Here is a 15,975-nt window from a genome sequence, read left to right as displayed (position 1 = left end):
GGCGGCTTCTCGAAGCTGCCGGGGGACGGCTTGTCCGCGAATCAGTGCGGGTGCTGGCTTCTGATCTCACTTTTTTGGACGTAAAGACGTCCGATGTCCGCCGCATGACGCGCTTCGTCACCCATCGTCGACGAGCCGGAACATGCGCCGCGGATTCAACATTCCGGGGAATTCAATGAACAAGATTCACAGCAAGATCTGGAGCAAGTCGCTGGGTGCAACCGTCGTTGCCAGCGAGTTGGCCAAGGCAAACGGCAAGGGCGGCCGTACCAAGCGCGTGCAGACCGGCGTGGCGGCACTGTCGCTGGCCATCGGCATGGCGCTGTCGGCCACGTCCGCGATGGCCGCCGATACGACGCAGCAAGCGCAGCCGCAAGTTTCCGCACCGACGCCGGTTCCCGGCACGGCCAACTATTTCTCCGCCGACGGCGCCGGTGACGGCAGCGACAACGCGCTGTCAGTCGGCACCAACAGTGTGGCCGGTGGTGCGCTGAGTACCGCGATGGGCACCGAAAGCACAGCCCTGGGCTACAACAGCTTCGCGGTGGACGACTACAGCACCGCGGTGGGCGGCAACTCGATGGCGGCGGGCGTTGGCTCATCGGCCTTCGGCCATAGCGCGTACACCGGCGCCGACTACGCGACCGCGCTCGGCTACGGTGCGGGCGCTACGAACTGGAACGCGGTCGCGGTTGGCGCCAACGCACAGGCTACTGGCCGCAGCGCCGTGGCGCTGGGTGGGGTCGCGGTGGACGCCAACAATAACCCGGACGTTTACGACGCATCCGGCAACCCGCAGGCGGCGGCCGCCACGGGTGATCTCGCCATCGCCGTTGGTCCCAGTGCGGTCGCTTCGGGCCATGGCTCCATCGCCCTTGGCGTTTCCACCCAGGCGAGTGGTACGAATGCCGTGGCCATCGGCAATTCCTCCACTGCCACCGGCGATTACGGCATGGCCTTGGGCGTTGCGTCGATGGCGCAGGGCGTCGCCAGCGTCGCCAACGGCTACGGGGCCGTTGCTACGGGCGACGTGTCCGTGGCTATCGGCTATGCCACGTCCGCCTCCGGTCCGAGTTCGGTTGCTATCGGCTATACCGCGTCCGCCTCCGGTGGGAGTTCGGTTGCTATCGGCGACACCTCCTCCGCCATCGGTGGGCAATCGATTGGTATCGGCTATCAGTCGATTGCCGAGGGTAATCAGTCAACGGCGGTCGGTACCTATGCCCAGTCTTTCGGTGCGGGCACCACCGCGGTCGGTTACAACGCCATCACCTCTGCAAACATGGCGGTCGCCATTGGTTTCCAGGCACAGAGCACTGCTAAATATGGTCTCGCGGTAGGCACGGCGGCCATCGTAAACGGCAATTATTCCATGGCCGTTGGTTACGATTCGCTGGCCACTGGCCAACAAGTAGTCGCTGTAGGTGGCTGGTCGCAGAACGGTGTGTATGTAGATTCTTCGAACAACGACCACGGCTACAACTACGGTACGGCGATCGGTTACGGCGCTGTCGTAACGGCTAACGCTACGGCGCTGGGTTACAGCGCTGCGGCAGGCAACAATGACGTGGCGCTTGGCTATAACGCCAGCGTCTACAATTACGGTGCTTATGGCATTAATCCAACCGCCCCGGCCACCTTAATGCCGAGCAATTCTGTGGCGATTGGCTACTCCGCGAGCGTGGCGACTCCGAGCTCGTCGACCACGCAGGTCACCTCCGCGGTTGCCGTGGGCAACTCCTCGAAAGCCTCGGCCAATTATTCGGTCGCGTTGGGCGGCACCTCGCAAGCGCAGACGCTGTCCGGAGCGACATCGCCGAACAGCTACGAGACCGCCTTGGGCTACGGCGCGATCGCCGCGGCCAACAATTCGGTCGCATTGGGTGCCACCGCCAAAGTGTCGACGCCGACCGGGGCGGCAACGCCTAACACCAACGAGACCGCCTTGGGCTATGGCGCAATCGTCTCGGCCAGCAACGCGGTCGCGTTGGGTGCCAATGCGCGCGCGTCTGCCAGCAACACCGTGTCGGTGGGTAATGACGGCACCACGGGCGGCACTGCGTTCACGAGCAGCATCACCAACGTGACCGCCGGCCAGCTCACCGCGACCAGTACCGATGCGGTGAACGGTTCGCAGCTGTATGCGACCAACCAGACCCTCAGCAACGCGGTCATGTACACCAACGGCACGCATACCGGCGTGACCCTGGGTGACGGCGTGACGCCGGTGAAGTTGTCCAACGTCGCCGCCGGCACGCAGGCCACCGACGCGGTGAATTTCAGCCAGCTTACGTCGGCCGTTTCCTCGGGCATGTCGCAGGTCAGCGCCATGGCAGTGAACTACGACACGGCAGCCATGGACAGCGCCACGCTGGGCGGAGCCAACGGCACGACGATCCACAACGTTGCCGCCGGCGTCGCCAACACCGACGCGGTGAACATGGGCCAGCTCAATGCGCTTAGCACGCTGGAGAACCAGGACATGCAGGCGATCAGCGTGCTCAACGGCGAGATCAGCACCGTGCAGGGCTCCATCACGAACCTGCAGCAGACCGTGGCTGGCACGGCGATGCCGTCCACGATCGCAGTCGACGGCAATGGCGGCGCGTCGGTGCAGAGCAACTCGGGTGATGTGGCGATCGGCAACAACGCCAAGACCGGCGGCGCGATGGGCACTGCCATCGGTGGCAGCAGCTTCGCTGCTGGTCCCAACGACACCGCGCTGGGCGGCAACGCCAAGGTGAATGCCGATGGCAGCACCGCCGTGGGCGCCAACACGGTCATTGCCACCACGGCGACGAATGCCGTAGCCGTCGGTGAAAGCGCATCTGTCACGGCACCCTCGGGTACGGCCATCGGTCAGGGCTCGTCGGTGACGGCCACCAATGCCGTGGCCCTGGGCCAGGGCTCGGTCGCCGACGTCGCCAACACGGTGTCTGTCGGTTCCGCTACCAACCAGCGCCAGATCACCAATGTCGCCGCCGGCGTAAACGCCACCGATGCGGCCAACGTGGGCCAGGTGAGCAGCCAGGTCAACGCGGCACTGGCCACGGCGAAGAGCTACACCGATGCCAACGCCCAGCAGACGCTTTCGACGGCCAAGGCCTATACCGATACCGCGTTGAGCAACGCCCAGAGCCAGCTGAACGACAAGTTCCAGCAGGTCAACAAGCGCATCAATGAGGAGGGCGCCATGAGTGCCGCGTCCACCCAGATGGCGATCAATGCGGCGTGCGCCACCGGCAACGGCCGTATCGCGGCCGGCGTGGGTGTGCAGTCGGGACGTTCGGCCATCTCGGTCGGCTATGCCGCGCCGCTGGGTGAGCGCATGCATGTCAGCGTGGGTGGCACGGCCAGTGGTTCACAGACGTCAGTGGGTGCCGGCTTCGGCGTGGATCTCTAAGTAACTGCAGGGGAAACGTGGCCGGTATGCCATGGCTACCGGCCCGTTTCCAGAACAGCAGAATGGACGATGTTGTCCTTATCAGGCGATCTGGCAGCGCAGCTCCAGATCGCCTTTCACGTATGTGGAAAAGGCTTCGATTCCCATCGCCGCCGCAAGGGCCGCAAGGACGTCGATGGTCTCCAGATCAGACGCGCCAAGGCGCGTGCCTCACGTCGTTACTTCGTGGCAAGCTGAAAGTGTTCGCTTCCAACCCGAAGCAGACATGACAAGCGAGAGCTGGGGCGCCGTAAAAGTAGTGACTCGGCCACCGCACCCGGATGGACGGCTGCAGAGTGCAACTTGCGCCTTTTGGATGATTGCGCCGCTATTTGAATCAGGCGACGATGTGACATCGGAGAGAGGGGGGATTAAGCATGTCACGGGACTCCGTTTCGATCTGGTCCGAAGAGGCACCAGACGGCCGGTTCGTTGGGTGCTATCGCATCCTGCATCAAGGCGTACAGATCGCGCAGGATCGCACCACTCGCGCTTATGCAACAAGGAATGAGGCGGAAGAAGCCGCGCGAAGTGTGGTGAGCCACGCCATGGAAAACCGCAGCAACGCTGATCTTGCCTCGCCCCACGGACGCTGAGGGTTGCGGAAGCGCCCAGGTAGTAAAGTGCGTTTGCATTGTCAGGGTAGGGCGACTTGAGCTGCATTGGGCGGCACTTCGTCGGAGGCCTGCTTCCGATCCAGACGGACCTGGTTTTGCATACTGACGAGCGCCCCATCCTTGGGGACCGCAGGTTAAATACAAGGAGGTAATTTTGACCATCCTCAGAACCTTTAGAGCGTCGTACCTTTGGGCATTTTTCGGTGTGCTTTTGGCGATGATTGTTCTCTCGTTCTTCGGTGTTGGCTATTTCAAACCCTTGGTAGCGATAGGCATCGCCACGGGCGTGGGGCTGGCCAGTGCAATTCGCGCTTGGAAAGGGTTGCCTCTAAATGCTTTCGCCCTCATTGCTGCCGTACTAGCAGCGCTGGGCGGTACGGTTGGGGACTGGCTTTCGAACGGCTAGAAGTGGTCGGGCGAGGAGCTTCCGGGGACACGATGGAATGTCCGCTTCCGACCTGGAGCGGACGTTAGAAAGTCACCGCAGCAGCATTTGAGTGTTCATATATCCACCAACAGGGAGATGTCGATGGGTAAGGTTCTATTGGCGATTGGCTTGACCTTCTTTGCATCTGCAGCACTTGCAGACGCATCCGGAGTTGGAACAACTGGCGATTGGCGCAATGCCAGGCCAAAAGTCGAGATTCAAGTCCGACGCGCGAGCGATGCCGACATGTTCGAGATCTTGGCGACCATATCCGATCTGAAGACAGGTAAGACCTTGGCACAACCGAAGCTGAAAACCCGTGCAGGCATTCCTGCAAGAATCGAAGTCGGTGCTAAAGGTGAGCCTGGCCTGATCTCGGTCGATGCTACGGTCACGGTTTCTCCGTCAGGGGCCAGCGCTTTGTACAGCAGCGACATCCATGACAACGATCAGGTCATCAGCTCGCAAACCGCGACGCTCGCCATTTCGGGTTGAACGATCTCTTGTGGCCAATGTTGGCGTGGCCGCTTGCGGACATCTGGTCTTTCGGACATCCGCTTTCGACCCGAAGCGGACAGTTCAAGTAATCTCAGCCCATCATGCCGATTGGTAAATCAGAATCTTCCGGGGGAACGAAATGAATCGCTTCGCTGCTGGCGCTGCCGCTGCCGCCCTGATGCTTACCCACGCCGTCCTGGCTGCGGACAAGGTTCCAAACGATTGGAAGCGGTCGGCGCTGTACGTGACTGGCGTTGCCGACATCGACTCGCAAGGTAAGGTCGAGCGTATCGAGCTATTACCTGTCGAAGACAAGGGCGGCACGGAGCTTGCGGCGCAGCTCGCTCCACTTGCCAAGTCCACCATGTCCCACTGGGAGTTCGAGCCCGCGACCGAAAATGGCAAGCCAGCAGCAGCTCATACGTTCCTGCATGGCGTATTCGAATTCCGCCCTCAGGGAAGCAGTTACGAGGCCCGTCTTGTATTCATTGGGAACGGCCCTCGGCTCGAACGGGATAGATCGCCTTCGTATCCGAGCCAAATGGTGTCCGACCGCGTCCAGGCCCTACTGACCATGCTCGTACTAGTGCAGCCAGATGGAAGCCTTAGCGACATTCATCTTGAATCAGCGCAAAGCACGGGCGGGCAGCGCGTCGGCCAGTTCGTCCGAGCCGCAACAGAAGCCATAAGCTCGTGGCATGCCGAGCCGGAGATGGTCGATGGGCATCCCGTAAAGACCTGGGTTCGCGTTCCGGTTTCGTTCGATCTGCGCGACAGCGTAAGCAAACTCCAATACGCCCCTGAGCTTAAACGGTCCGTTGACTCGCCAGCAGAGCCCACCAAGCACCCGATTGGCGACCAGAGCGTAGCACTCGACAGCCCCATCAAGATGCGCCCCCAGTCGCCCTGACAGGTCGTGAAAAGAGCATGTTCGTTACCGACCCACAGCGGACCTTAGGGTAAGCGACGCCTTGTGGCAGACTTTCACCCTGAAGCTCAGGCATGCAGGGAGGCAGTCGGCTCGTGGCAACGATGTTGGACCTTGCGTGTGCCGGCACATTCAGTGCTGGCATCCTCGTCACGCTCTTAAACAAGGCCCTCGCCGACGGCGCCCGAAATTGGGCGGCCAGGTTAGCCTGGGCCCTCATCGGCACGGCCATCGGAATCTACGTCTTCGGCTGTATCCGCGGAATGCTGTATTCGCTTGATGCTGGCGTGGTGGTTGGCAGGAGTCGTGGCGGAGGGCAAGCTACCTTCCATCGTGACGAACATCCGTTGCTCTTTGGGATCACGTTCCTCGCGCTTACCTGCGGAACCGGAGTGATCGCCTTCCTTTCAATGGTTTGTTTATGGAAGGCTGTTAAAAGGGACTGAAGTCCGATGTGTTCCATGACGAAGCATGTCCGCTCCCGGCCCATAGTGGACATCTACTTACGGAGCTGAACTAAGAAGGAGGGTGCCGGTGAACGTCCTGCAGCTCATCGCGATCGCATTAGGACTGGTGGCTTCAAACGCTGCTGTTTTCATGTTTGTGCTGAATCCATGGATGACAAATGGCTTCTTCTTTGGGGGATTGTTTTTCATTCTGCTAGCGCAGTTGCCGCGCTCCTTGATCGGGTTTGCGATAACCGCGGGTGAATGGGGCGACAAATGGCGAGAATGGCTGGGGCCGAACGAAGCGATCGTCACAAACTCTAGAGATCGTCGTCTGGCCGCGCATCGATCCATTGCTGTTCTCAGTCTGTTTCTCTTGTTCGGCTTGCTGTCAATGTGGGTTCGGTCGCCGGAAACCGAGCATGCCATGCAGACGGATCTGTCCTGCCTACTTGGTATGTGGCTTGGATTCCTGTCCGGGTACCTCGTCATCATTGGTCGACGAGAGGCGTCACAGTGATGAGATATCTATGGTGTGCGTATGCCGAGAGAAGCTAGGACCGGGCCAATAGTTTTGTTTGGCGGCGCCGAAGCTCTGCTAATTTGCGAGCGTTCTAATAGGTCCGCTTTCGAGCCGGAGCGGACAGATTTAAGGAAAAGGCGATTGGATCTTTCGCAAAGGGGGCGGGATGCGGTACGGGCTTGTGGTGGATGTCTTGGGCATCGCGGTAGTCGTCAGCAACGTGATGATCTGGCAGGTAGCCCAGCGGCTAAAGGTTGTTGACCCGAGCTACTTCAAGACTCGTGACGGCCAGTTGCATTGGTGGGACATCCACTCTCTGTTCTGCGTGTTGGGTATGCTCTTCGATAGAAAGCTTCCCAATCCGAAGCATGGGAAAGACATCCGCCGACGCATCGTTATGGTTCGGGTGCTCAATGCCTTGGGCGCGATGGGAGGTGCGATATTTCTCTGCATCACGTTCGCTCACCCTGAGTTGATATTCGCCAAGTGATGAATTGAACTTGGTCTACGAGTAGGAATAGAACGCCCGCTTCCGACCCAAGGCGGACATCGCGAAAGTACAAGGAAGATCTCAAAATTCTTTCCAAGGAGGATGGCAAGTGACGGCAACATGCTCGATGGCTTTGAGGTTTTTCAGCATCTCGGTGATCGCTCTTGGTATCTCGGGGCTGTATGTACCCATCGCTCTAGCGGATGGGAATGACGGCCCTCGCGTCGACGGCAACGAGCTTGCGCATACTCAGCCCGGTGGCACGGCTGCCGGAGGTCCTTCGCTGGGTGGCGGTAATAGTGCCACTGTCTCCTTCGAGTACTTTCCAAATGGGGCCGTCAAGCGCATTCAGATGCATTGCTCCAAGGGCACGGCCCCGCGCATCGATTCCGAAGGCGGTGTCATGAGGCAGTCCTGCCAGCCAGTCGCCGCTCAGCCACGGGCCATTTAGGCTTTGATGCTCAGGTCCGCTTTCGACCCGGCGCGGACATTCGGGACGACAGGAGAAATATCGTGACGGATCGCTGGATCGTGCAACTACAAGGACACTGTCGCTGCTCGGCAGATCAGCAAAGGGCCGCGCGTCAATGACGCTCTCAAAAGAAGTTGCCCAGCAAAAGTCGCCCGGGAACATTTATACATATTCGCTTGCCAGGATCTTGATGTCGGTCTTCATTGAGCTAGCGATCCTGACGTTCCCTTGGTGGTCAGTTTCAATTGGATACACCAGGGGAGTTGCGTGGCAGATTGTCCTTCTTTGCCTGGCAGTCGCCATTCCGATCTTCGTATTTATCGTCTACATGTCAACGTATTCCCTGACCATCAAGGCTGATCGAGTGGTCGAGAAAGGGTTTATCAGACAAGAGGTACTTTTCTGCGACATGGTGAGAATGGAAATGGCCAACTACAAAGGTGGCGTTTCGGCCGTTTTTCTCTTGCGCAATGGACGTCAATTCGGTGTTGATGGCTCCATCAAGGGGTTTCGAGAGGCCATTGAACGCATTGAACGATCCATTCCCTGACAAAGTGCCCGCTTTCGACCCGGAGCGGAGATCCATTGATTTAACTGAGACAAGGAATGTTTATGAATCCTGATCTGCGAATAGCTGGCGATCAATTGGCGAAGTCAGTGGCTCGACGCTCGGAAGCGCTTGAGACTCTGAATACAGAAAGCCGCAAGTGGAACGTGTGGCACCTGTGCCTCACGATCGCCGTTGGAGTCGGTATCTCATGGTTCGGAGGGCACGCGGGAGCCAACGGTGTCTTCGTTGTTTACGCTGCGACGGGAGCCGGCTTTCTTCTGGCCGCTAACGCCTACTTTGAGTGCATTAGGCTTCGGAAGCGCTTAGATGCGGCAATCGTTTTGCTTCTGGAATCCGATCGACTTCCGTCGAGGATCGGGTCTGCCTCGAAGAATATTGCTTGATAGCAAGCTGGGACGTTTCACTTTTCGAATCATTGCCGATCTAGGGAAACTCAACGTCCGCCTTCGACCCGGAGCGGACATCTTGCCTACAGGCTTGGGTAACACTCGATGAAAAGATACCTTCGCAATATCGGCTTGGTTGTCGTGTATCTCATGTGTGTCGCGATCAGCGTCGCCCTATATCTTGCGTTGGGGCTGTTTTGGCATGCCCCTCATTGGGCGCAGCTTCTACCGCTTCTCATTGGTCCATCCATGAGTGCGATTGTCGTGAACGTGCTGCGCGGCAAAGGGCGTGACATGCTCTGGCTGCCGCAAAAGCCGGAACTCTGACTATTGAGCGTTCTTGGTCGTGCCGGGAAAGGCGGTGATCCGGACGTTTAACACACTGAAATCAAGAAAGCGGGGCAGAGTCGCCTTTCCCAGGGAAGCGCTGCCCGCATTCCGCCTTCTTCTGGTCATGATGTCCGCTGTGCTCATGGCGCAGACTTCTGGCTTTGACGAATGAGGAGTGGCACGCAATGACACGCACTCGCCCGCATACCCGCTGGTGGCGGCTTGTCTGTTGGGTATTCGCGATATGGACGATCGCAGCTGCAACCATGGCGATCGCCGGTTTGCTTACGACGCCCAAGCGTGCCGATCTCGCTCTGGTCCTAGGGAACACCGTGACCAGGGGGAATCGCCCAATGCCTCGCCTTGAGGCGCGCCTTGAAGCGGCCAGGGCGCTGTATGCCAACGGCGGTTGCGCGACCATCATGGTTAGCGGCGGAATTGATCCACACGACCATCGTAACGAGGCTGCGGGCATGAAGCAGTGGCTGGTCGACCACGGAGTGCCGTCTCAGAAGATCGAAGAAGACCCCTACGGGAATGACACGCGTGCCTCCGCCCGGCATGCAGAGGCGTGGCTTGCCGCGCATGACAAACGAAGCGTCGTGGCTGTTTCTCAGTTTTACCATCTTCCGCGTACGCGGCTCGCCCTGCACCAGGCGGGCGCAGTTGATGCCGGCGGCACCTATCCACGTCGTTGGTTTTTGCGGGACATCTATTCCAGCTACCGCGAAGCGCTCGGCTATCCGGCCTACTGGTTGCAAGTGGACGGAGCACTTCGCCGCAGGCACGCCGACATCAATGCAAGCAGCTGATTAGGCGATCAATGTGAGTTTGAAAGCCGGGGTCAGAGTGCACATTTCAACGGTTCGCTTCTGACCCGAAGTGGACCTAACTGCGCCAGAGGCCGTTCCTATACTGATCCGGCGAAATGGGGAGCGACGGGATTGGATAGACATATACGCAAGGCACGACTGGTATTGCTTGTCTGCGTGGTTTGGCTTTCGCTGCTCGTCGCGGGGTGCGACCGCGAGCCGGTGGTCATTTGGTCGGCCCGCGCTTCATCTCCGGACGGGCTATTGATTGCGACAGCCCAAACTTACCAGTGGGCTGGATTTGGCAACAATTACGTCGGTACCACGGTTGAACTCCACCAAAGCTCGGATCGCACGGCTCAGCCCAATGTGATTCTTTCGATGACCAATGACTCCGCTTATCCGGCAGGAACTACTGCCGTAACGATGCGTTGGACGTCGAACAACTCACTTGATATTGCGTACCCGGGTGGCGCCACGCTGGACTTCCAGGCGATCCTTGCCTTGAGGACCGACATCACCTCGCACCCTTATCCTGAGGCCAAGTAGACGGGTCAGTCATGAGGTCTGCCCACCTTCGGCCCGAAGCGGACATCCCCCTGCCAGTCACGTCTAGCCTTTGCCAGAACTTTGCAGGGCCGGCACGGTCCCATTCCCGTTGCTCGATGCTTGAAGAGCGTCCGGCCTGCGCTGATCGAGCCTATCGCCACTTGAGAGGCCATTGGGTATCGATCAGGCCTGGCGGTTCTCCTCGGGAATACGTGCCGTTGAATTGAAGCGAAACAGACGTCCATGGCCGCACCGGGCATGGCGCCCTCTGCAAAGGGAGTTCGCTGATGGGGTTGAAGGGAGAGAAGTCTAAACGCCTTCCCTTGTCGGGTCCCCGGATCCTGGCCTTGGTGGTGGCCATCGGCTGCCATCTTTTTCTGTTGATGGCACTGCTGCGACCGGCAGCCCCAAGTACTGATATGCCTCCGAAACGGAACGATGACGAGGCTGCGCTCAACGTGCAGTTCATTTCGCCACCGCGACCGAAAACTGCGCCACCGGCATCACCCGGGTTCCGTCCGGACGCTCTTCCACGGGCACCAGCGAAAGACGGGGTGCGACTGCCAGCCCAAAGCGCGGCGCGTGCTGCGGCACGGGCTCATAAAGCAGATGCCATCAGCGATTCGCCCCTGACTGTCGTGCCTGACCTGTCTGCCACCATCGATCAGGACACAAGCAATTCATCCCCCGTGGGAGATGGTGGATTTCGAGACCGGATGTCGAATGCCCAGCACGCTCCCGGCACTCGAGGGGTCCCCGGGTCAGACAGACGTCTCGCGCCCGGCATCGAGTTGACCAACCCCATGGATCAGGGCATCGGCTCGGTGATGCGCAACGCCCAACGTCTCTTTGGCGTCACGAATCACCATTGCATCGATGTCGATGTGTGGCGACACCTTACCCCGGACGAATTGAAAGACAGGCACCTCACGTTGGCTGACGTAGAAGAGGAAGCTGAGAAATACAACTGCAACCGACCGCTTGGACTCAACTTCTAGAGCTTGTTTCGAACCAAGTCGCACCATGTAGCGCAACCAACCCACAGTACGCACCGGAGGCTTTATGGACTTTCCAAGCAGCTTCTTCTTTATCGCACTGGCCATGGCGCCATCGGCTCACCCGCCCACAAGTGAGGCATTTACCGAAGGGGCCGATGGCGTACGCATCCATTACATAGAAGCAGGCCCCGCCAACGCATCGCGCAATGTGCTCTTTATCCCGGGATGGCGGGTCAGTGCAAAGGTATGGACGCAACAGATCGATTACTTTGCGGCGAAAGGTTTTCACGTCATTGCGATGGATCCCCGCTCGCAAGGCGAATCTACGATTTCTGCCAGCGGCAATACGCCCGAGAACCGCGCGCAGGACGTAGATCGGGTGATATCGAATCTGAAACTCACCCACCTCACTCTGGTTGGCTGGTCACAGGGCGCTCAGGACGTTGCTGCGTACGTTGCACAATTCGGAACAGTTTCGGTGGACAAAATCGTCTTGGTCGATAGTCCAGTCAGTGCCGGTCCTGCCGATGTCACGGAAACATCGGGCATGGTGAAACAAGTGCTTCAAGGCCTTGGCCAGTACGCGCGCACGCCCGACGCGTACTCCAAGGGCTTGATTCAAGCCATCATGAAAGCACCACCCGCACCGCTCACTTTCGACACGCTTACCACCGAATCGCTCAAGACGCCCGTTGATACCGGCATCTCCATGCTCGTTTCAGACATACTCACGACGGATCGCCGACCCAGTCTTAAGAAGTTCGACAAGCCGACGCTCGTGATAGCTTCCGGCGAAAGTTTGCTGCTGGATGCACAGAAAGCCATGGTTCAAGCACTTCCGAACGCCCAGTTCATCGCGGTTGACCATGCCCGGCACGCCGTATTTGTCGATGCTCCGGACGACTTCAATCGAGCCCTCATGCGCTTCATTGAATCCCCGGCGTCGGGCAAAAGCAGCGCAGCGCCGTCTTCGTGATGCCCATCCTGAATGGGGCGCATAGTTGCACCGTTTGGCCACCAACACCTGAGAAAGGATCACTTCATCATGATGAGATCGCATTCTCCACAGAGACATTGGATACGCGCATTCGGCGTCACTGCGACGCTATTGCTAACGGTATACATCCCGACGTTTGCCCTGGTCGGCCACCTGCATCTTCCTATGGCAAATGCTATCCCGGTGATCATCGTGGTGAGCACGATGATTGCGCTGCTGTTGATGTGGGCACTGCGTCACTCCTCCATGGCATTGAATCTCGCCAACTTTGGATTTCGCTGGTGCCGTTGGCAAAGCGCGATCGTCGCCATGTTGATCGCTGTGCCGCTCGCATGGCTTATCAATACGTTGCTGACATTCGCCCATGAGCCCGGCCCCTTGGCAGGTGTTGTTCTCACACCGGCCCTCGCATGGATCTACTTTGGATTGGGATCGCCACTGCAGGAGGAGCTGATATTTCGAGGCCTGCTGCAGACGACATTTGCTCACAGCCTCACCAACCCCGTTCCCGTGATGGCACAGGCAAACGTCGCTGCGCTGGTCACCGCAGCGCTTCTATTCGCATCGGTTCATTTGGCGGTCGGCCCCTGGACTGCGGTAGCGGCGCTGGTTCTTGGATTGCTGGCGGGCGAACTGCGGCGACGAAGTGGCAGCCTGATTCCAGCCATTCTCGTCCACATCGTTTTCAACATCCCGGGATTGCTTGCTGCCATACCTTGAGGCCGACGTGTGCCAGGTAATGGTTGTCGAGCTGATGCTCATGTTCGGGCACGTTCCATTCTGGTCTGGCACTGCGGACACCCTCGTGGGCATCAAAATCGGTATGACAGGCCAAGATATATTTGGCTGTTCGGCGTGCTGTGGTTAAGGCCAAAATTGGCACCCATATCCAGTTGAAGTCTCGGGTTAACCAGAAAGATCAGGGCACCGTCGGCTGATCGCTGATGGATGGTGCCGGCTGGATCGTAGTTGTCTTGCGCCCATAGTTCGACGGCTAAAGACAGCCGACTGTTGAGTGCGTGCGAGACGTTGATCAGGTTAGTGATCGCGACGTGGTGGCCATGGCCCTCCATGTCAGCCAGTACGTCGACCTCCGGACCGAAAGTAAGCGAAAACCCCCGGGGCAATGTCACGCCCAACGGTGCAATCACGCCACCTTCCCATCGGTCATTGCTAAGCCCGTGCGTGGCCGTGGGAGCCTTTGCGAAGGGGATAAGCGCCATGCTTAGGGTGTCGCCGCTGAACAGCCGCGATTTGAGTCGCAGATACACATCGCCCGCGCCAGAGGTGGTTTGCGTTTGGCCGTCTTCCTTGGTGCGTTGCCGGATGGATGGTGCCCAACTGATTTCGATGTCCTGGAAATCGTTCAGGCCATACTTGAGATAAGGATTGACGGAGTAGAAGGTCTCGGTTGTAACCCCGTTCTGACGGTCTCGGCTGGTATATGCGATATCGGATTCCAATTGCCAATCGCCCTTGGGCACCGTACATGTGACATTGGCTTTGGTGGGGCGATCCGTGCAGATGGGGGTGGGTTCCGCGTTTTGAGCAAGCACGAGCAGGGGCTCACAAGCGAGTAGCGCCACCGAAAGAGGGGTTGGATTAATTCTCACGGGCGATCCAGCGGTGGCGGCGGGCACCCTGATTGAGTGGCCGATTCGATGGAGTGTTGAGGGCTTTCAACGTAAGCGGAAGCGCTGTGAACAAGCCGTCGTTTCGTGCGAAGCACGCCGTGAAGAGACCGTAATTTCACCGTCGTCGCGCGAGGGTCAGGTCCGCTTCCGATCGGCCCCCTGTTTTCCCAAGGGGCAGAGTGCTTTTCTGCTTCCTTTTCTGGGCGACCTAACGCGAAGAAGCACGTGGCCCCTTTATCGCGAATTCGCGCCCGCGCCTTTCCCGCTCCAGGTCGCACTGCACTTGCAGCAGCATCCAGTAGAGCGCGCTGGTGTTGAGGACCACGGCGAGGCGGATGGCGACATTGGCGCACATGGGTATCTCGCCGATCACGAGCCGACGCAGGCGTGGCGCTCTGATCCCCGTGCGGCGGGCGAGGGCGGAGAGGGTCATGGCGCGGGGCAGCATGTAGTCGTCCCGCAGCACTTCGCCCGGTGTGCGTGGGCGCCATGAAGGGTCCACCCGCAGATGCGGGTCGGGGCGGATCAGATTCATCGGGTTTTCCGGTCAGGCACGGCAAGGCGACGCATCAGGGATGACATCGATGCGTGTCGGGGAATGTCCTGCGACGCTGTGCGTGATCGCCCAGGTGTGGCGCATCGATGGGTATCGACGCGCCACGGGGAACGATCACAGGACGGGGCTAAGCGTTCACTCTCAACGCCTCACCGTGCCCATCCACCAGACGTTCAAGGCACTGGATAGCGGTGGCCACTGCAATGGCCACGGAGGCCGAGAGCGGCCATTCCAACGACTTGTGGGGAAACCCCTGGGTGCGGGCGTGCAGGCACTGCTCGTGATCGATGCGTAGCCGCGTCAGGGCATACGCGGCCAGGGCGAGGTCTTCGCGGGTGTACACGAGCGAGGGGGAAAGTGCCGACGCCGACTCCGTGAGGGTGTCGGGTGGAGGAGTGTGGGTGCTGCCGGCGGGAACGGGCAGGCGTGCGCGTGCCGTATGATCGTGGGTAGCCAAGATCAACTCCTTAGGTTGGCTTTGGTCAGCGGGTCGTGAGTGTTCCAGCACTCGCGGCCCGCGCTTCACGACATTGCTGTCATGGTCACTCGCGGCAACCGGTGCACAGACACCGCCAGTGACCCCTCGAGATTACTCAGAGCCGCCACGGGCCGCTGTAGGGGATTACCGCTACGCGCTACCCTTGTGTCGGCCGGCAAGCCGACTGAATGGCCTGACGGCTGAACTTGGCTCACGGTTACGACCCGGGACCAATTAGGGACGGCGGCTGTTAGATCAGCTAACGACATCCGTCCCCTTTTATTGCCGCCTAGGTCCGCTTCCGACCCGGAGCGGACATGAGGAGGGGAGCCGCAAAAGGGGCGTCGGTCCGTCAGGCTTGATGGACGACATTTGGAACGCATTGCAGACCGAGGGATGAAGCGCGTGACGATCCATAGTTGGCTGTCTCACAACTTCATAGTCTTGGCTTTACTCGTTGCTCTAGTGGTGATCCTAATTAATGGAATTGCGACCGGCAGCGCGACTCTGGTTTACCGAACATATTCCAAGTCCAAGGATCCGGAACTTTATTGGACTGGCATTGTTGTCCCAGCTCTGGGTATTGCTGGACTCCTATATGGTCTCCTTTTCCAGTGACCCAGGCTGTTTGCGTTAGCGTCTCGGTGTCGCCTCGGGGTATGTTTCGTCGGCGTCTTTTGGGTCCGCTTTCGACTGCGACTTCAGCCGGTCAACGCAACACACTATAGACGCGCAAGCGGAAGGAGTGTTGCATGGCACCCAGAGTCCGAAGGCACATAACCGATAGCCAGAAGGCGGTGATGTGGGAGCGCTGGCAGCAA

At 59.2% G+C, this 15,975-nt stretch carries 17 protein-coding genes; 14 read left to right on the top strand and 3 right to left on the bottom strand.

The window, feature by feature from the left end:
* Nucleotides 1-175: 175 nt before the first annotated feature.
* From OQE56_RS19680 to OQE56_RS19615, 14 genes are all read left to right on the top strand, one after another.
* The gene (locus OQE56_RS19680; RefSeq protein WP_267226733.1) at nt 176-3,403 is read left to right on the top strand and encodes an ESPR-type extended signal peptide-containing protein; all 3,228 of its coding nucleotides are present in this window, start codon (nt 176-178) and stop codon (nt 3,401-3,403) included.
* Between the two features lie 810 nt (nt 3,404-4,213).
* Complete coding sequence (locus OQE56_RS19675; protein WP_267226731.1) at nt 4,214-4,465, top strand: hypothetical protein; 252 nt, start codon at nt 4,214-4,216, stop codon at nt 4,463-4,465.
* Nucleotides 4,466-4,588: 123 nt separating this feature from the next.
* Nucleotides 4,589-4,981: a hypothetical protein gene (locus OQE56_RS19670; RefSeq protein ID WP_267226729.1), complete on the top strand. Its 393-nt coding sequence runs from the start codon at nt 4,589-4,591 to the stop codon at nt 4,979-4,981.
* A 142-nt stretch (nt 4,982-5,123) separates the two neighbouring features.
* Nucleotides 5,124-5,894 carry an energy transducer TonB gene (locus OQE56_RS19665; protein ID WP_267226727.1) on the top strand — a complete coding sequence of 257 codons (771 nt, stop codon included), beginning with the start codon at nt 5,124-5,126 and terminating at the stop codon, nt 5,892-5,894.
* 113 nt (nt 5,895-6,007) lie between these two features.
* Nucleotides 6,008-6,358 carry a hypothetical protein gene (locus OQE56_RS19660; protein ID WP_267226726.1) on the top strand — a complete coding sequence of 117 codons (351 nt, stop codon included), beginning with the start codon at nt 6,008-6,010 and terminating at the stop codon, nt 6,356-6,358.
* Between the two features lie 88 nt (nt 6,359-6,446).
* Nucleotides 6,447-6,878 carry a hypothetical protein gene (locus OQE56_RS19655; RefSeq protein ID WP_267226724.1) on the top strand — a complete coding sequence of 144 codons (432 nt, stop codon included), beginning with the start codon at nt 6,447-6,449 and terminating at the stop codon, nt 6,876-6,878.
* 169 nt (nt 6,879-7,047) lie between these two features.
* Nucleotides 7,048-7,371: a hypothetical protein gene (locus OQE56_RS19650; RefSeq protein ID WP_267226722.1), complete on the top strand. Its 324-nt coding sequence runs from the start codon at nt 7,048-7,050 to the stop codon at nt 7,369-7,371.
* A 662-nt stretch (nt 7,372-8,033) separates the two neighbouring features.
* Nucleotides 8,034-8,393: a hypothetical protein gene (locus tag OQE56_RS19645; RefSeq protein WP_267226720.1), complete on the top strand. Its 360-nt coding sequence runs from the start codon at nt 8,034-8,036 to the stop codon at nt 8,391-8,393.
* Nucleotides 8,394-8,905: 512 nt separating this feature from the next.
* Nucleotides 8,906-9,127, top strand: a complete 222-nt coding sequence (locus OQE56_RS19640) for a hypothetical protein (protein WP_267226718.1) — start codon at nt 8,906-8,908, stop codon at nt 9,125-9,127.
* 269 nt (nt 9,128-9,396) lie between these two features.
* Nucleotides 9,397-9,942: a YdcF family protein gene (locus tag OQE56_RS19635; protein WP_267226716.1), complete on the top strand. Its 546-nt coding sequence runs from the start codon at nt 9,397-9,399 to the stop codon at nt 9,940-9,942.
* Nucleotides 9,943-10,074: 132 nt separating this feature from the next.
* Nucleotides 10,075-10,491 carry a hypothetical protein gene (locus OQE56_RS19630; protein WP_267226715.1) on the top strand — a complete coding sequence of 139 codons (417 nt, stop codon included), beginning with the start codon at nt 10,075-10,077 and terminating at the stop codon, nt 10,489-10,491.
* 287 nt (nt 10,492-10,778) lie between these two features.
* Nucleotides 10,779-11,489 (top strand): hypothetical protein, encoded by a 711-nt coding sequence (locus tag OQE56_RS19625; RefSeq protein WP_267226713.1) that lies wholly within the window; start codon nt 10,779-10,781, stop codon nt 11,487-11,489.
* Between the two features lie 64 nt (nt 11,490-11,553).
* The gene (locus OQE56_RS19620) at nt 11,554-12,465 is read left to right on the top strand and encodes an alpha/beta fold hydrolase (RefSeq protein ID WP_267226712.1); all 912 of its coding nucleotides are present in this window, start codon (nt 11,554-11,556) and stop codon (nt 12,463-12,465) included.
* 69 nt (nt 12,466-12,534) lie between these two features.
* Complete coding sequence (locus OQE56_RS19615; RefSeq protein WP_267226710.1) at nt 12,535-13,206, top strand: CPBP family intramembrane glutamic endopeptidase; 672 nt, start codon at nt 12,535-12,537, stop codon at nt 13,204-13,206.
* Nucleotides 13,207-13,298: 92 nt separating this feature from the next.
* On the opposite strand, the gene OQE56_RS19610 is transcribed toward OQE56_RS19615, so the two are convergent.
* The 3 genes from OQE56_RS19610 to OQE56_RS19600 all read right to left on the bottom strand — a co-directional run bounded on the left by OQE56_RS19610 (nt 13,299) and on the right by OQE56_RS19600 (nt 15,133).
* A complete protein-coding gene (locus tag OQE56_RS19610) occupies nt 13,299-14,126 on the bottom strand; it encodes a transporter (protein WP_425601651.1) in 828 nt (275 codons plus the stop codon).
* A gap of 202 nt (nt 14,127-14,328) precedes the next feature.
* Nucleotides 14,329-14,655: a HigA family addiction module antitoxin gene (locus tag OQE56_RS19605; RefSeq protein WP_267226706.1), complete on the bottom strand. Its 327-nt coding sequence runs from the start codon at nt 14,653-14,655 to the stop codon at nt 14,329-14,331.
* 148 nt (nt 14,656-14,803) lie between these two features.
* Complete coding sequence (locus tag OQE56_RS19600) at nt 14,804-15,133, bottom strand: hypothetical protein (RefSeq protein ID WP_267226704.1); 330 nt, start codon at nt 15,131-15,133, stop codon at nt 14,804-14,806.
* Nucleotides 15,134-15,975: the final 842 nt, after the last annotated feature.

It is taken from the genome of Dyella silvae (genome assembly GCF_026421305.1).
GTDB classification, from domain to species: Bacteria; Pseudomonadota; Gammaproteobacteria; order Xanthomonadales; family Rhodanobacteraceae; genus Dyella; species Dyella silvae.
This window is presented reverse-complemented; position numbering and strand designations above follow the sequence as displayed.